We start from the raw sequence: 13742 nt of genomic DNA on the forward strand, positions 1-13742 counted from the left end.
CTTGAAGTTGAAAGGGTTATCACCCTGCCAACAAGGATAAGCGCTATGAACACGGTAACCATTCGTCATGCTATCCCTTCTGACGCATCCGCATTAACGCGTCTTTACAGCCAGCCCGAAACGCAGGCGGCTACCCTGCACCTGCCTTATCCTTCCCCCTCGCTGTGGGAGCAGAAACTCGCCAACCCGCGCGCGGGCGTTTATATGCTCGTTGCCTGTCTCGGTGAGCAGGTCGTTGGGCAACTTACGCTTGAGGGAATGACGGCCGCACGGCGACGGCATTGTGCCAGCCTGGGGATGGGCGTCGATCCGGCGTTTCATCGTCGCGGGATTGGCAGCGCCCTGATGGCCGCGATGATCGATCTCTGCGACAACTGGCTACAGGTTACGCGCATTGAACTCACGGTGTTTGCCGACAATGACAACGCGATAGCGCTGTATCACAAGTTCGGCTTCCGAATTGAAGGCACCGCGCAAGGCTTCGCCATGCGTGAGGGTGCCTTGATCGATACACATTATATGGCGAGGCTGAAAACATAAGATTACGGGCAGCCAAAGGGCTGCCCGTTTTCATCAGTAACCTGCGCTCAGGTCATCTACGGTGCGTGGATCGGACGCGCCATACAGCGTACCGTCAGGCCCAATCATAATACTTTGGGTACTGCCCATCGACGGCAGCACTTTCACATGCTGGCCTTTGGCCTCCAGTAACCGCAAGGTATCCGGACTGAATCCCTTTTCAACACGCAGCTGATCGGGCAGCCACTGATGATGGAAGCGCGGCGCGTTGGTCGCCTCTGCCACGTTCATCCCGTAATCAATACTGTTCACCACCATCTGCAATACCGTGGTGATAATGCGGCTGCCGCCCGGGCTACCCGTTACCAGCCAGGTCTTGCCGTCTTTCACCACGATAGTCGGTGACATCGAAGACAGCGGACGCTTCCCGGCCTGCACGGCATTGGCTTCGCCGCCGACTAACCCGTAAACATTCGGCGTGCCCGGCTTGGCAGAGAAATCATCCATCTGGTTATTCATCAGAATGCCGCTGTTACCGGCGACGATACCGCTGCCGAAGTAGGTGTTAAGCGTGTAGGTGACAGCGACCGCATTGCCACTTTTGTCCACCACGGAGAAGTGAGTAGTTTGATTACTTTCGTAAGGGGCCAGTTTACCCGGCTTGATCTCGCTGGACGGGCGGGCTTTGGCAATATCAATCTGCTGCGCCAGTGACTTCGCATAGGCTTTGCTGGTCAGCGCCTGCCAGGGCACCTTAACGAAATCCGGATCGCCCAGATATTCGGAACGGTCCGCGTAAGCATACTTCTCCGCTTCCGCCATGACCTGCATCGCGTCCGCGCTGCCGAAGCCCATTTTGCCCAAATCAAAATTTTCCAGGATATTCAGGATCTGCACGATATGAATGCCGCCCGATGAAGGCGGTGGCATGGAAAACACCTCATAACCACGATAGGTGCCGCTGACGGGCTTACGTTCAACCGCATGATAGGCTGCTAAATCGGCTTTATTAATTAACCCGCCATGCTGGGCCATTTCGGCAGCGATTTGATCGGCAATTTTCCCTTTATAGAAGGCATCCGGGCCTTGCTGCGCAATCAGCTGTAAGCTGTGGGCCAGATTTTTTTGCACCAGACGGTCGCCCTTCTGCCACGGCGTGCCATCGGGCTTATAGAAAATGGCTTTGCTATTGGGATGCGTGATCAGCACTTCCTTACCGTAGGTTTTCAGGTCATCCGCCAGCGCATCGTTGACGACAAAACCGTCACGCGCCAGTTTAATAGCAGGCGCCAGCAGCTTGCTGAGCGGCAGCGTGCCATATTTATTGACGGCTAAAGCAAAACCCGCCACGGTGCCGGGCGTACCTGAGGCCAGGTGCGAAGTGAGGGAAAGCTTGCTATCGGCATTTCCCTGCTTATCCAGGAACATATCGCGTGAAGCCGCCGCCGGGGCCATTTCACGGAAATCGATGGCCGTGGTCTGTCCTGATGCCGTGCGCAGCAGCATAAAGCCCCCACCGCCCAGGTTGCCCGCCTGCGGATGCGTGACCGCCAGCGCAAAGCCCACCGCAACGGCGGCATCCACGGCGTTACCGCCCTGGCGCAGGATATCAACGCCGACCTGGGTTGCCAGCGCATCCACTGAGGCCACCATACCGTTATGCGCCTTAACCGGATGAAACGTATCGCTGTCGATACCATAAGAGACGGGCGGTGCCTGAACCGGCGCGGCACCCGCCCCGGTCACAACAGTAAAACTCATCAATAATGACCAGCCCAGCTGGCGCAGTTTGCCTTGCATCATCATGTTGTTTCCACTCTCCACTTTTATTTACATTTCTTTATTCTTTATGTAACTGACTACAAACACAGTCGAATATCAAGAATTAACGCAAATTCAGTGCACTCCTGGAGCAGGAATCTGAACCCGTGCATAGAATGACGATAACGACCTCGTGACCCGATTTGGGCACGCACACACAGCACCCGGTCGTTTACTGGAGGATAAAAATGAAAAAGTGGCTTATGGTTTTTGCCGCCCTGCTGCCGTTAAGCGGCATGGCGAACATGCTGAATAACACCAACAATCCTAATCAACCCGGCTATAACCCTAGCCAGCAGCGCATGCAAACGCAGATGCTCAACCAGTCGCAGCAACAACAGAACAAACTGCAACAGGATCAGCAGCGTCAGAATCAGGATTTACAGCGTAAACTGCAGGAACAACGAGACAGTGCCCAGCAGCGAGTGATTAAATCGCAGCCGGGCCAGCAGCAGAATCAACAGAGTCAGTATTAGCGGAAATCGGGGCCGATGATGTCGATGCTGTCCGTACAGATGGCATCAACGCCCCATTTCAACAGCGTTCTGGCCCGGTCAGGGCTGTTTACGGTATAAACCAGAATATGCAGATCGGCCTCTTTCAGTTCTGCCACCCGCGCCTCGGTTAACACCTTATGATTGAGATGAATGGAGGTGCAGTCGAGCGCGCGGGTTTTCGCTTTCCACGCGGTGTCCCAGCTATGGGATAACAGCCCACGCGGTAGCTGAGGTTCAGCCTGCATCGCGGCTTCCAGCGCCTCAAAGGAAAATGATGACAGCAATGGCAGCGTTTGTCCCTGCCACAGCGCGGCGGCTGCCTGAGCAATGGCGCGCCCGGTTTCTGCATCCGTTCCTGTTGTAGGTTTAATTTCGATATTGGCCATCATGCCATGCTGGCGACAGCGCTCGGCGACCTCATCCAGCCGGGCCAGCTTTTCCCCCTGAAATACATCGCTAAACCAGCCGCCCGCATCCAGCTGCGACAGCTTGTCCCAAGGCAGTTCACCCGCTACGCCCCAGCCGTTGCTGGTACGATCTAACGTATCGTCATGCAGCAGGAAAATATGCGCATCGGCCGACAGTTTGGCGTCGAATTCAATCATCAGGTGACCATATCTGGCGCCCGTATCAATTGCCGCAAGTGTATTTTCCGGTGCCAGCTTTCCTCCGCCCCGATGGGCGACGATGGGCGGATAAGGCCACTGTTTTTTGCTCATTCCAGACGTTTCCCGTGCGTTGAATCGAAGAAATGTAGCGACCCCACGGGCAGATGCAGCCACAAGGTACTGCCTGCTTCAGGGCGCTCGCTGTGGGGCAAGCGTACCACTAAACGTGCCTCGCCGATGCGGCCATGCGCCAGATTATCCGCCCCGAGCATTTCCAGGGTTTCCACCCGGAACGGAATTCCGCCCTGCGCCTGGCTGCTGATCTGAATATGTTCTGGTCGTACGCCAAGGACGACGGGACGGTTGGCCCACTTCGCTTTTCCCTCGCCAATGGCTATCCCGTGGGAGGCATCAATCGTAAAGCGCGTCCCCTCCTGGCTGATATTGCCATGGATCAGATTCATGGCCGGTGAGCCCATAAAAGACGCGACAAACTGGCTGGCGGGCCGTTCATAGACCTCTACCGGCGTGCCGATCTGCTCCAGTATGCCTTTGTTCATGACCATGACGCGCTGTGCCAGCGTCATCGCCTCGACCTGATCGTGCGTCACGTACAGGCTGGTGGTTTGCAGACGACGGTGCAGTTGCTGAAGCTCCAGGCGCATCTGGACACGCAGGCGGGCATCCAGATTAGAGAGGGGCTCATCAAACAGAAACACGGCAGGCTCACGCACGATAGCGCGGCCCATGGCCACGCGCTGGCGCTGCCCACCCGATAACTCACGCGGACGGCGCGTCAGCAGGTGATCCAGCTCCAGGCTCCGTGCGGCTTCCAGCACACGTTGACGAACATGTTCTTTACTCATGCCGCGGATTTTCAGGCCGTAAGCCATGTTCTCTTCGACGGACATATGAGGATAGAGCGCATAGTTTTGGAACACCATGGCAATGCCGCGGTCTTTTGGCTCTTCATGAGTGACACGTTTATCGGCAATATAGATATCGCCAGAGGTCACCCGCTCCAGTCCGGCGACCATACGCAACAGCGTGGATTTGCCACAGCCCGAAGGGCCCACCATCACCATAAACTCACCGTCGTTGATCGTGACGTTGAGCGGTTGGATGATCTGATTTTTACCGTCGTAAGACTTGGTCACCGCCTGAAGGGTTACGCCTGCCATCTTTATTTCTCGCTCTCAACCAGACCACGCACAAAGGCGCGCTGCATAACAAATACCACCACCACCGGTGGAATCAGGGTTAACAACATTGCCGCCATCACTTCGTTCCACTGGGTCGGCGAACCGCTGGTGGAGATCATGCTTTTAATGCCGGCCACGGCAGTGCCCAGGTTGGCGTTATCAATGATTAACAGCGGCCAGAGATACTGGTTCCAGCCATAGATAAAGGTGATCACGAACAGCGCCGCCAGGTTAGTTTTCGACAGCGGCAGCACGATGTCCCAGAAAAATCGCATCGCGCTGGCCCCGTCAATGCGCGCCGCTTCGATTAACTCATCCGGTAGCGACATAAAGAACTGCCGAAACAGAAAAGTGGCGGTAGCTGAGGCCATCAGGGGCAGGGTCAGCCCGCTGTAGCTGTCCAGCAGATTAAGATCGGCGATAACCTGCACCGTCGGGAAAATGCGCACCTCAACCGGCAGCATCAGGGTAATAAAGATCATCCAAAAGAACAGCGAACGCAGTGGAAAGCGAAACCACACCAGCGCAAAGGCCGACAGAATCGACACCAGGATTTTGCCAATCGTAATACCCAGCGCCATGATGACGCTGTTCATAAGCATCACGCTAAAGGCCGGACCGTTGCCGTTAACCCCGCGCGTCCAGATGTTTGAAATGTTTTCCCACAGGTGCGTGCCAGGAATTAGCGTCATCGGGACGTTATACACGGCGTCGTTATCCAGCGTAGCCGCCACAAAGGCGACATAGAGCGGAAACAGAATGGTCAGGATGCCCAGTACCAGCACCACATGGCTGAATATGTCCAGCCCGCGACGGTTTTCAATCATTGGTATTGCACCTTACGCTCAACAAAACGGAACTGAATGACCGTCAGGCCAATCACCAGCAGCATTAACACCACGGACTGCGCGGCTGAAGAGGAGAGATCGAGGCCGGTGAAGCCTTCCCGGTAAATTTTATAGATAAGCGTGGTCGTTGCCTGAACCGGACCACCGCCTGTCGCGGCATCAATCACCGGGAAGGTATCGAAGAAGGCATAGATCAGATTGACCACCAGCAGAAAGAAGCTTACCGGCGTGATCAACGGGAGCGAAATCGAGAAGAAACGGCGCACCGGCCCCGCGCCATCAATGGCGGCGGCTTCGACCAGCGATTTCGGTATCGACTGTAATGCCGCAAAAAAGAACAGGAAGTTGTAGCTCATCTGTTGCCACACCGAGGCCAGCACCACCAGAAACATAGCCTGACCGCTGTTTTGGGCAAAGTTCCAGTTATAGCCCATGTGGTTAAGCAGATAGCTGAGTAAACCCAGGCCGGGGCTGAACAGAAACATCCATAATACCGCGGCAATAACCGGCGCCACGGCGTAGGGCAACAGCAGCAGCATCTGATACAGCTTGCGCAGCCGCACGACATAGTCCACCAGTGCCGCCAGGAGCAAAGACGATACCATGCCAAAAAACGCCACCATCCCGCTGAACTTGATCGTGGTCCAGAAGGTATCCAGATAGAGGCTATCGGAAAACAGCCGTTTGAAGTTATCCAGCCCGACAAAGGTGCTGGAGATACCGAAGGGATCCAGGTTTTGCAGGGAATACCACAGCGCTTCACCCGCTGGCCAGACAAAGAAAATAGCGGTGATCAGGAGCTGCGGGAGCACCAGCAAATAGGGTAACAGGCGATTGCGAAACACCGGGCGAGATGGAGACATAACGTTCTCTGACTTTGGGGAAAAAAGGCCAGCCGGAGCTGGCCTGCACACCGGATTACTTGTTCTGTTGCTCGAAACGACGCAGCAGTTCGTTACCGCGTTTCACTGCGTTATCCAGTGCCGCCTGCGGTGACTGCTTGCCGGTCCAGACGCCTTCCAGCTCTTCATCCAGAATGGTACGGATCTGAGGCATATTCCCCAGACGCATGCCTTTGGTGTAAGGCAATGGTGGCTTGTTCATCATCTGGCGAATGGCGATATCCGCGCCTGGGTTTTTATCGTAGAAGCCTTCTTTCTTCGTCAGCTCATATGCCGCAGTGGTAATCGGCAGGTAGCCGGTTTTCTGATGCCATTCCGCCGCAATTTTTGGCTCGGTGAGGAATTTCATGAATTCCGCTGCACCTTTGTAGGTGTTAGCATCTTTGCCCTTCATCACCCACAGGCTGGCACCGCCGATAATCGCGTTCTGTGGCGCATTCGGGATATCCGCATCGTAAGGCATCATGCCTACGCCGTAGTTGAATTTGGCATAATGACGGATGTCGGCCAGCGAGCCGGACGAGGCCGTCGTCATACCACAATCCCCGTTGTAGAACTTGGCGGTCGATTCATCTTTACGACCAAAATAGGTGAAGTCACCTTTCTTGTTCATATCTTCCAGTAGCTGGATATGACGAACCTGTGCCGGCTTGTTGAACTCCAGCACGGCATCAGTGCCATCGAAACCATTGTTCTTGGTCGCCACCGGCAGACCGTTCCAGGCACTGAAGTTTTCAATCTGGATCCATCCCTGCCAGCCGCTGGCATAGCCGCAGCTCATGCCTGACTTACGCAGCGCGTCGGCATCCTTTGCCAGTTCCTGCCAGGTTTTTGGCGGCTGGTCCGGATTCAGGCCCGCTTTTTTAAACGCGTCTTTGTTGTAGTACAGCACAGGCGTGGAGCTGTTGAAGGGTTGAGAGATCAGCTGGCCTTGTGCGTTGCTGTAGTAACCGGCGACCGCAGGCACAAACTGCTTCTCATCCATTGGGATGCCAGCATCTTTAAACACCTGGTACACCGGCACGATGGCTTTGGAGGCCATCATGGTTGCCGTACCCACTTCGTAAACCTGTAACAGCGCAGGGGCTTTTCCTGTGCGAACCGCAGCGATACCTGCCGCCAGACTCTGTTCGTAGTTCCCTTTATACACCGGGACGATCTTGTAGTCGGGGTGCTCCTGGTTAAAACGTTGTGCCAGTGAGTCAACTTCTTTGCCTAACTCGCCTTCCATTGAGTGCCAGAAAGGGATCTCAGTTACGGCCAGTGCATTACCACTGATCGCCAGACCGAGCAGTGCGCTCATCAGGCTACGACGAAAAGTAACAACGGACATAGAATTTTCCTGTTCAGGTAGGTACGCGCGTTATCACGCATTTTTTGCTCGCGAAGTAACATGACACGCGGAAATGACGGAAAAATAACAGTCAGATGACGGAAAAATGACGGCAGAATGTCAGAAGATGACAGGGATAAGCGGGATTAATGCATGATGACGACAAGCGAGTGCAGAAGAATGCAGCTAAGGCAGCGCTGAGAAACAGCGCCCACACCTGTACGAGGAGGGGCGCTGCCGGATCCTGGCCTGACAGGAACGTCAGGCCAGAAAGCTAGGCGCCCAGATACGCGCTGCGCACGGCCTCGTTAGAAAGCAATGCCTCACCGCTGTCCTCCAGCACCACGTGACCGTTTTCCAGTACGTAGCCCCTGTCGGCCAGTTTCAGTGCCTGGTTCGCGTTTTGCTCGACCAGGAAAATCGTCATGCCTTCGCTGCGTAACTGCTCAATCGTATCGAATATTTGCTGAATAATAATCGGCGCCAGGCCCAGAGAAGGCTCATCGAGTAACAACAGGCGCGGCTGGCTCATCAGTGCCCGGCCGATAGCCAGCATCTGCTGTTCGCCACCGGACATCGTGCCTGCCCGCTGAATTTTACGCTCAGCCAGACGCGGGAACAGCTGGTAAACACGTTCGATGCGCTGCAGATACTGCTGACGACTGGCAAAAAAACCGCCCATCGCCAGATTCTCTTCCACGGTCATACGTGAAAATACGCGACGGCCTTCAGGCACGATGGCAATGGCTTCACGCATAATGCGCGCCGTTTGCCAGTCGGTAATGGCTTTGCCATCAAAAGTAATGGTGCCGCTGGTGGCACGCGGTTCGCCGCACAGCGTACCCAGCAGCGTGGTTTTACCGGCACCGTTGGCACCAATCAGCGTGACGATCTCACCCTGATCGATATGCAGGCTTACGCCATGCAGGGCCTGAATTTTGCCGTAATGCGCACTGACGTTATCAATGGTTAACATGGCCATATTACGCCTCTCCTAAATAGGCACGGATCACGTCCGGATTGTTACGAATCTCTTCCGGCGTGCCGTTAGCCAGCGGCGTTCCCTGATTAACCACATAGATACGATCGGAAATGCCCATGACCAGTTTCATGTCGTGCTCAATCAATAAAACGGAAACCTTATGTTCGCCACGTAACTCGGCAATCAATTCATCAAGCTCGTGCGTTTCTTTGGGGTTAAGCCCGGCGGCCGGTTCATCCAGCATTAAAATCTCCGGACGCGTCACCATGCAGCGGGCGATCTCCAGGCGGCGCTGCTGACCGTAGGCCAGATTACCGGCCTGGCGGTTGGCCATGTCCAGCAACCCGACGCGCTCGAGCCAAGTGGCGGCACGATCCAGCGCCTCGCCTTCACTGCGGCGAAAGGCGGGCGTTTTAATCAGGCCGGAAAAGACCCCGCTTTTCAGATGTTGATGCTGCGCGACCAGCAGGTTTTCTATCACCGTCATTTCGCGGAACAGGCGCACATGCTGAAAGGTACGGACAATCCCCATGCGCGCGATCTTCTGCCCGGATAAACCAGCCAGATTCTTGTCACGCAAGGTAATGCTGCCGCCTGTTGGCTTGTAGAAACCTGTCAGGCAGTTGAACACGGTGGTTTTGCCTGCTCCGTTCGGACCGATAAGCGACACGATTTCCTGTGGACGCAGTTCCAGTTTGACGTTGTTTACGGCTAACAGACCGCCGAAGCGCATCATCAGGCCTTCAACGGCTAATAAAGGCTGACTCATGCCTGCTCTCCTTGTTTACCCTGCCTGAGTTTCAGGTGTGGACGCTTCATCGGCAATAAACCCTGCGGCCGCCAGATCATCATCAGCACCATCAGCCCACCGAGGACCAGCATGCTGTACTCATTGAGGTCGCGCATCAGTTCACGCGACACCACCAGCAGAATGGCGGCCAGAATCACCGCAAACTGCGATCCCATTCCGCCCAGAACCACGATGGCCAGCACAAACGCGGATTCAACGAAGGTAAAGGATTCGGGACTGACAAATCCCTGGCGCGCGGCAAACAGCGTACCGGCAAACCCCGCAAAAGCCGCACTGATAGTAAAGGCAGTCAGCTTGATACGGGTCGGGCTTAAGCCCAGCGAGCGACAGGCAATCTCATCTTCACGCAGTGCTTCCCAGGCCCGTCCAAGCGGCATACGCAGCAGACGGTTAATCACAAACAGCGTCAACACCACTAACAGTAACGCCACCAGATACAGGAAAATCACCCTGTCGCTGGGATCGTACTTCATGCCAAAGACCTCGTGAAACGTGCCCCATCCCCCTTCACTGACGCGGCGGCCGAACTCCAGGCCGAAGAAAGTGGGTTTGGGAATCTGGGCAATACCGTTCGGTCCCCCTGTAATCGCGGTATTGTTAAGCAGCAGAATACGGACGATTTCGCCGAAGCCCAGCGTCACGATAGCCAGATAATCGCCGCGCAGCCGCAATACCGGGAACCCCAGCAGCAGGCCAAAGGCCGCGGCCACTAATCCGGCCAGCGGCAGGCTCTGCCAGAAACCGAAACCATAGTAATGATTGAGCAAAGCAAAGGTATAGGCACCGATGGCATAGAAGCCGCCATAGCCCAGAACCAGCAGCCCCGATAGCCCAACCACCACGTTCAGCCCCAGGCCCAGCATGATGTAGATGAGCGTCAGCGTCGCAATATCAACGCTGCCGCGCGAGACCAGAAAAGGCCAGATAACGGCAGCAGCGATCATTAACGCCATGACAAGTTTTTGCTTCGGCGTGGAACCATCAAACCCAGGCAGCACCAGACCGCCACTGCTGCGCTTCAGCTTGCCCTGAAGCAGCGGACGCAGCAGCTGGAACAGAAACACCACCGCACAACCGATAAATATCCAGTTCCAGCGCACGCTACCGGCATTGACCACCTGTAGCTTCGTACCATTCAGATCGAGGCGCATTCCCATAAAGAACGCGGCCAGAACCAGCAACATGACCGTAGAGATCAGCGCATTGACCAGACCAAGGCGTTTCATACTTTCTCTACCTCCGGACGGCCCAGAATGCCGGTCGGCATCACCAGCAGCACCACGATCAGTAAGGCAAACGACACCACATCTTTATATTCCGTGGAGAGATAGGCCGAGGTCAGGGCTTCAGCAATGCCCAGCACCAGACCGCCAATCATCGCGCCGGGAATACTGCCAATGCCGCCCAGCACCGCTGCGGTAAAGGCTTTCATGCCCGCCATGAAGCCGATAAAGGGGTTGATGGAGCCATAAAACTGGCCTAACAGCACGCCGGCCACCGCCGCCATCGCGGCACCAATCACGAAGGTCAGCGAAATGACGCGATCCGTATTAATGCCCAGCAGGCTGGCCATCTTCAGGTCTTCAGCACAGGCTCGGCAGGCGCGGCCCATGCGGGAATAGCGAATAAACAGGGTCAGTGCCAGCATGGTCAGGAACGTCACCACCCAGATCACCAGCTGCATCGTCGACAGCGTGGCCGCGAAACCATTGCTTTCTCCCAGCGTCCACTGGCCGGTAATTAAGCTCGGCAACGCAAGATCGCGCGAGCCCTGGGTGAGGCTGACGTAGTTTTGCAGGAAGATGGACATTCCGATGGCGGAGATCAGCGCAATCAGGCGCTTGGAAGAGCGAACCGGCCGGTAAGCCACGCGCTCAATGCTCCAGCCATAGGCGCTGGAAATAATCACTGCCATCACAAAGCCGGCGGCGATCATGAGCCATGAGGTATCAATGCCCATCATCATCAGGGCAGCAATCACCATAAAAGAGACATAGCTGCCGATCATATAGACCTCGCCGTGGGCGAAGTTGATCATGCCGATAATGCCGTAAACCATGGTGTAGCCAATGGCGATCAGCGCGTAGGTGCTCCCGAGGGTGACCCCGTTGAACATCTGCTGAATGAAATAGAGAAACTGCTCGGACATAATGAGGACCTACTCAGAAACCAGAAAACCCCTCTCCTGCCAGCAGGAGAGGGTTAGCAAGGCGAAAGCATTGCCCCACAGGGCGCATCGCTTTGGCCTGCTTCCCCGAGCAAAGGCTGCAGGGAAGCGTCATGACCTTATTTAACCGCGGTGGATGAACCGTCTTTGTGCCATTTGAAGACACCAAACTCGAAGCCTTTCAGATCGCCTTTCTGATCCCAGCTCAGGTCACCCATCACTGTCGGCACAGGCGCGCCGGTTTTCAGGTTCTTCGCAATCGCATCTGGCTCATCGCTCTTACTGCGTTCAATACCAGTCACCAGAGACTGAATCGCCGCGTAGGTTGTCCAGACAAAGGGGCCGGTTGGATCTTTGCGGTTAGACGCGGTATTCGCTTTAATGGCTTCAACAATCGCCTTGTTCTGCGGCAGCTGGTCGTAACGTTTTGGTAAGGTTACATACAGCCCTTCAGAAGCGTCGCCTGCGATGTTAGACAGCGAGGCGTTACCCACACCTTCTGGTCCCATAAAGCCGGCTTTCAGGCCTGCCGCTTTCGCCTGGCGCAGAATCTGGCCCAGCTCCGGGTAGTAACCACCGTAGTACACGAAATCCACGTTCTCTTTCTTCAGACGCGCAACCAGCGTAGAGAAATCTTTATCGCCCGCGGTGATACCTTCGAACATCACCACGTTGCCGCCTTTGGCCTTCAGGGTTTTTTGTACGGATTCCGCGAGGCCCTGGCCGTACTGCTGTTTGTCATGCACCACAGCGATACGTTTAGGTTTGATCACATCCAGAATGTAGTTCGCCGCCGTTGGGCCCTGGTCAGAATCCAGACCGGTGGTGCGCATCACATCTGCATAGCCACGTGCCGTGAGTTCAGGTGCCGTGGCCGCGGGGGTAATCATCAGCACGCCTTCGTCGTTGTAGATATCTGAAGCGGGCTGAGTTGAGGAGGAGCACAGGTGGCCGATAACATACTTAATGCCGTCGTTGATCACCTTGTTCGCCACCGCAACCGCTTGTTTTGGGTCGCAGGCGTCGTCATATTCCACACCGACCAGTTTGTCGCCGTTCACGCCGCCTTTGGCATTAATATCTTTAATCGCCTGTGCAGCACCGGTAAATTCCATATCACCGTATTGCGCGACTGGGCCAGTAGCGGCGCCTACGATAGCTATTTTAATCTCTTTCGCCATTGCCGCATGGCTCATCGCCAATGCAACGCATCCAGCCAGTAACGCGCGACCTGTCATTTTCATGCGAACTACCCCATCAGTTGTGTCGTGTTTGTTGTGAGTGGTTTTATTTTCTGCCAGATAAAGTGGAAAACTGATTTAACAATAATGAGTTAGCACGCTTTTCTGGCTTTTATTAATAATAAGGCTTTATATTTCAGTCTATTAAACAGGAAGTATATTCTGTAAAGCAACTGACATATTCATGATTCGCAGCCAAAAGCAGCATAATCCTCTGGAGCCAATGCGTGGCTTTTACTCACCAGGCCAGCGCGTTATGCTGCCTTTAAAAGCGGATATCATGTTTATAGCTATTATCCTGGCACTCTGTCGCTGTTTTGACCTGTTTTATTGCCTAAAATGTGCCAGGGTTCCGGTAACGGGAATTGACTACACTAACGACTTTTACACGCACAGGTGTTTATTATGAAGCTCACCATTTTGCGTCTCACATCGTTGACGCTACAGGACCGGATAGATCTGGGGAAAATCTGGCCTGAGATCGATATAGAAAAGCTGGAGACAGCGTTGAATGAAAGCCATCGTCTTTATGCGGCGCGCTTCAACGATCGTCTACTGGCTGCATTACAACTTGAAATTTCAGGTATTCACGGCAAAGTGCATCATTTGGCTGTAAGAGATGTTACCCGGCGACGTGGCGTAGGACAGTATTTGCTGGAAGAGACGATGAAGCAGAATCCATCGTTAAACGACTGGTGGATTGCCGATGACGGCAGTGACGATCAACGTATTCGGGCGGCGTTTATGCAGGCCTGTGGTTTTCGCGCCCAGGTTGACGGCTGGGTAAAATAAAAAAACAGACAATAAAAAA

At 54.8% G+C, this 13742-nt stretch carries 14 protein-coding genes; 3 read left to right on the plus strand and 11 right to left on the minus strand.

The window, feature by feature from the left end; all coding sequences use genetic code 11:
- Positions 1–45 precede the first annotated feature (45 nt).
- Positions 46–540, plus strand: coding sequence for a GNAT family N-acetyltransferase (locus QLG08_RS07700; RefSeq protein WP_014604835.1), 495 nt, complete (start codon positions 46–48; stop codon positions 538–540).
- 33 nt (positions 541–573) lie between these two features.
- On the opposite strand, the gene ggt is transcribed toward QLG08_RS07700, so the two are convergent.
- On the minus strand, positions 574–2325 hold the full coding sequence (ggt, locus tag QLG08_RS07705; protein ID WP_014604834.1) for a gamma-glutamyltransferase: 1752 nt from the start codon (positions 2323–2325) through the stop codon (positions 574–576).
- Positions 2326–2528: 203 nt separating this feature from the next.
- Between ggt and QLG08_RS07710 the strand changes: the two genes are divergently transcribed.
- On the plus strand, positions 2529–2816 hold the full coding sequence (locus tag QLG08_RS07710) for a DUF2756 domain-containing protein (protein ID WP_014604833.1): 288 nt from the start codon (positions 2529–2531) through the stop codon (positions 2814–2816).
- On the opposite strand, the gene ugpQ is transcribed toward QLG08_RS07710, so the two are convergent.
- The 10 genes from ugpQ to QLG08_RS07760 form a co-directional block, all read right to left on the minus strand.
- Positions 2813–3556, minus strand: a complete 744-nt coding sequence (gene ugpQ, locus QLG08_RS07715) for a glycerophosphodiester phosphodiesterase (RefSeq protein ID WP_022622524.1) — start codon at positions 3554–3556, stop codon at positions 2813–2815. The genes QLG08_RS07710 and ugpQ overlap by 4 nt on opposite strands.
- Complete coding sequence (locus tag QLG08_RS07720) at positions 3553–4626, minus strand: sn-glycerol-3-phosphate import ATP-binding protein UgpC (RefSeq protein ID WP_013027549.1); 1074 nt, start codon at positions 4624–4626, stop codon at positions 3553–3555. The genes ugpQ and QLG08_RS07720 overlap by 4 nt, the downstream gene beginning before the upstream one ends.
- Positions 4627–4628: 2 nt before the next feature.
- Positions 4629–5474, minus strand: coding sequence for a sn-glycerol-3-phosphate ABC transporter permease UgpE (gene ugpE, locus QLG08_RS07725; protein ID WP_013027550.1), 846 nt, complete (start codon positions 5472–5474; stop codon positions 4629–4631).
- The gene (gene ugpA, locus QLG08_RS07730) at positions 5471–6358 is read right to left on the minus strand and encodes a sn-glycerol-3-phosphate ABC transporter permease UgpA (protein ID WP_014594803.1); all 888 of its coding nucleotides are present in this window, start codon (positions 6356–6358) and stop codon (positions 5471–5473) included. The genes ugpE and ugpA overlap by 4 nt, the downstream gene beginning before the upstream one ends.
- Positions 6359–6413: 55 nt before the next feature.
- On the minus strand, positions 6414–7730 hold the full coding sequence (ugpB, locus tag QLG08_RS07735; protein ID WP_013027552.1) for a sn-glycerol-3-phosphate ABC transporter substrate-binding protein UgpB: 1317 nt from the start codon (positions 7728–7730) through the stop codon (positions 6414–6416).
- Between the two features lie 274 nt (positions 7731–8004).
- On the minus strand, positions 8005–8712 hold the full coding sequence (livF, locus tag QLG08_RS07740; protein WP_013027553.1) for a high-affinity branched-chain amino acid ABC transporter ATP-binding protein LivF: 708 nt from the start codon (positions 8710–8712) through the stop codon (positions 8005–8007).
- 1 nt (position 8713) lies between these two features.
- Positions 8714–9481: a high-affinity branched-chain amino acid ABC transporter ATP-binding protein LivG gene (livG, locus tag QLG08_RS07745; RefSeq protein ID WP_013027554.1), complete on the minus strand. Its 768-nt coding sequence runs from the start codon at positions 9479–9481 to the stop codon at positions 8714–8716.
- Positions 9478–10749, minus strand: coding sequence for a high-affinity branched-chain amino acid ABC transporter permease LivM (locus QLG08_RS07750; RefSeq protein WP_013027555.1), 1272 nt, complete (start codon positions 10747–10749; stop codon positions 9478–9480). Before QLG08_RS07750 ends, livG begins: the two co-directional genes overlap by 4 nt.
- Complete coding sequence (livH, locus tag QLG08_RS07755; RefSeq protein ID WP_014594805.1) at positions 10746–11672, minus strand: high-affinity branched-chain amino acid ABC transporter permease LivH; 927 nt, start codon at positions 11670–11672, stop codon at positions 10746–10748. Before livH ends, QLG08_RS07750 begins: the two co-directional genes overlap by 4 nt.
- Before the next feature lie 137 nt (positions 11673–11809).
- Positions 11810–12934 (minus strand): branched-chain amino acid ABC transporter substrate-binding protein, encoded by a 1125-nt coding sequence (locus QLG08_RS07760; protein WP_013027557.1) that lies wholly within the window; start codon positions 12932–12934, stop codon positions 11810–11812.
- Between the two features lie 402 nt (positions 12935–13336).
- Between QLG08_RS07760 and panM the strand changes: the two genes are divergently transcribed.
- Entirely contained in the window at positions 13337–13723 is a 387-nt protein-coding gene (gene panM, locus QLG08_RS07765; RefSeq protein ID WP_014604831.1) for an aspartate 1-decarboxylase autocleavage activator PanM, read from the plus strand.
- Positions 13724–13742 lie beyond the last annotated feature (19 nt).

It is taken from the genome of Pantoea sp. V106_11, assembly GCF_029967885.1.
Classification (GTDB): Bacteria; Pseudomonadota; Gammaproteobacteria; order Enterobacterales; family Enterobacteriaceae; genus Pantoea; species Pantoea ananatis.

Excerpts from the sequence above, each read along its gene's own strand:
- livF (WP_013027553.1), bottom strand. The coding sequence starts at position 8,712 with ATGGCCATGTTAACCATTGATAACGTCAGTGCGCATTACGGCAAAATT.
- QLG08_RS07760 (WP_013027557.1), bottom strand. The coding sequence starts at position 12,934 with ATGAAAATGACAGGTCGCGCGTTACTGGCTGGATGCGTTGCATTGGCG.
- ugpA (WP_014594803.1), bottom strand. The coding sequence starts at position 6,358 with ATGTCTCCATCTCGCCCGGTGTTTCGCAATCGCCTGTTACCCTATTTG.
- livH (WP_014594805.1), bottom strand. The coding sequence starts at position 11,672 with ATGTCCGAGCAGTTTCTCTATTTCATTCAGCAGATGTTCAACGGGGTC.
- ugpQ (WP_022622524.1), bottom strand. The coding sequence starts at position 3,556 with ATGAGCAAAAAACAGTGGCCTTATCCGCCCATCGTCGCCCATCGGGGC.
- QLG08_RS07750 (WP_013027555.1), bottom strand. The coding sequence starts at position 10,749 with ATGAAACGCCTTGGTCTGGTCAATGCGCTGATCTCTACGGTCATGTTG.
- panM (WP_014604831.1), top strand. The coding sequence starts at position 13,337 with ATGAAGCTCACCATTTTGCGTCTCACATCGTTGACGCTACAGGACCGG.
- QLG08_RS07720 (WP_013027549.1), bottom strand. The coding sequence starts at position 4,626 with ATGGCAGGCGTAACCCTTCAGGCGGTGACCAAGTCTTACGACGGTAAA.
- ggt (WP_014604834.1), bottom strand. The coding sequence starts at position 2,325 with ATGATGATGCAAGGCAAACTGCGCCAGCTGGGCTGGTCATTATTGATG.
- QLG08_RS07700 (WP_014604835.1), top strand. The coding sequence starts at position 46 with ATGAACACGGTAACCATTCGTCATGCTATCCCTTCTGACGCATCCGCA.
- livG (WP_013027554.1), bottom strand. The coding sequence starts at position 9,481 with ATGAGTCAGCCTTTATTAGCCGTTGAAGGCCTGATGATGCGCTTCGGC.
- ugpB (WP_013027552.1), bottom strand. The coding sequence starts at position 7,730 with ATGTCCGTTGTTACTTTTCGTCGTAGCCTGATGAGCGCACTGCTCGGT.
- QLG08_RS07710 (WP_014604833.1), top strand. The coding sequence starts at position 2,529 with ATGAAAAAGTGGCTTATGGTTTTTGCCGCCCTGCTGCCGTTAAGCGGC.
- ugpE (WP_013027550.1), bottom strand. The coding sequence starts at position 5,474 with ATGATTGAAAACCGTCGCGGGCTGGACATATTCAGCCATGTGGTGCTG.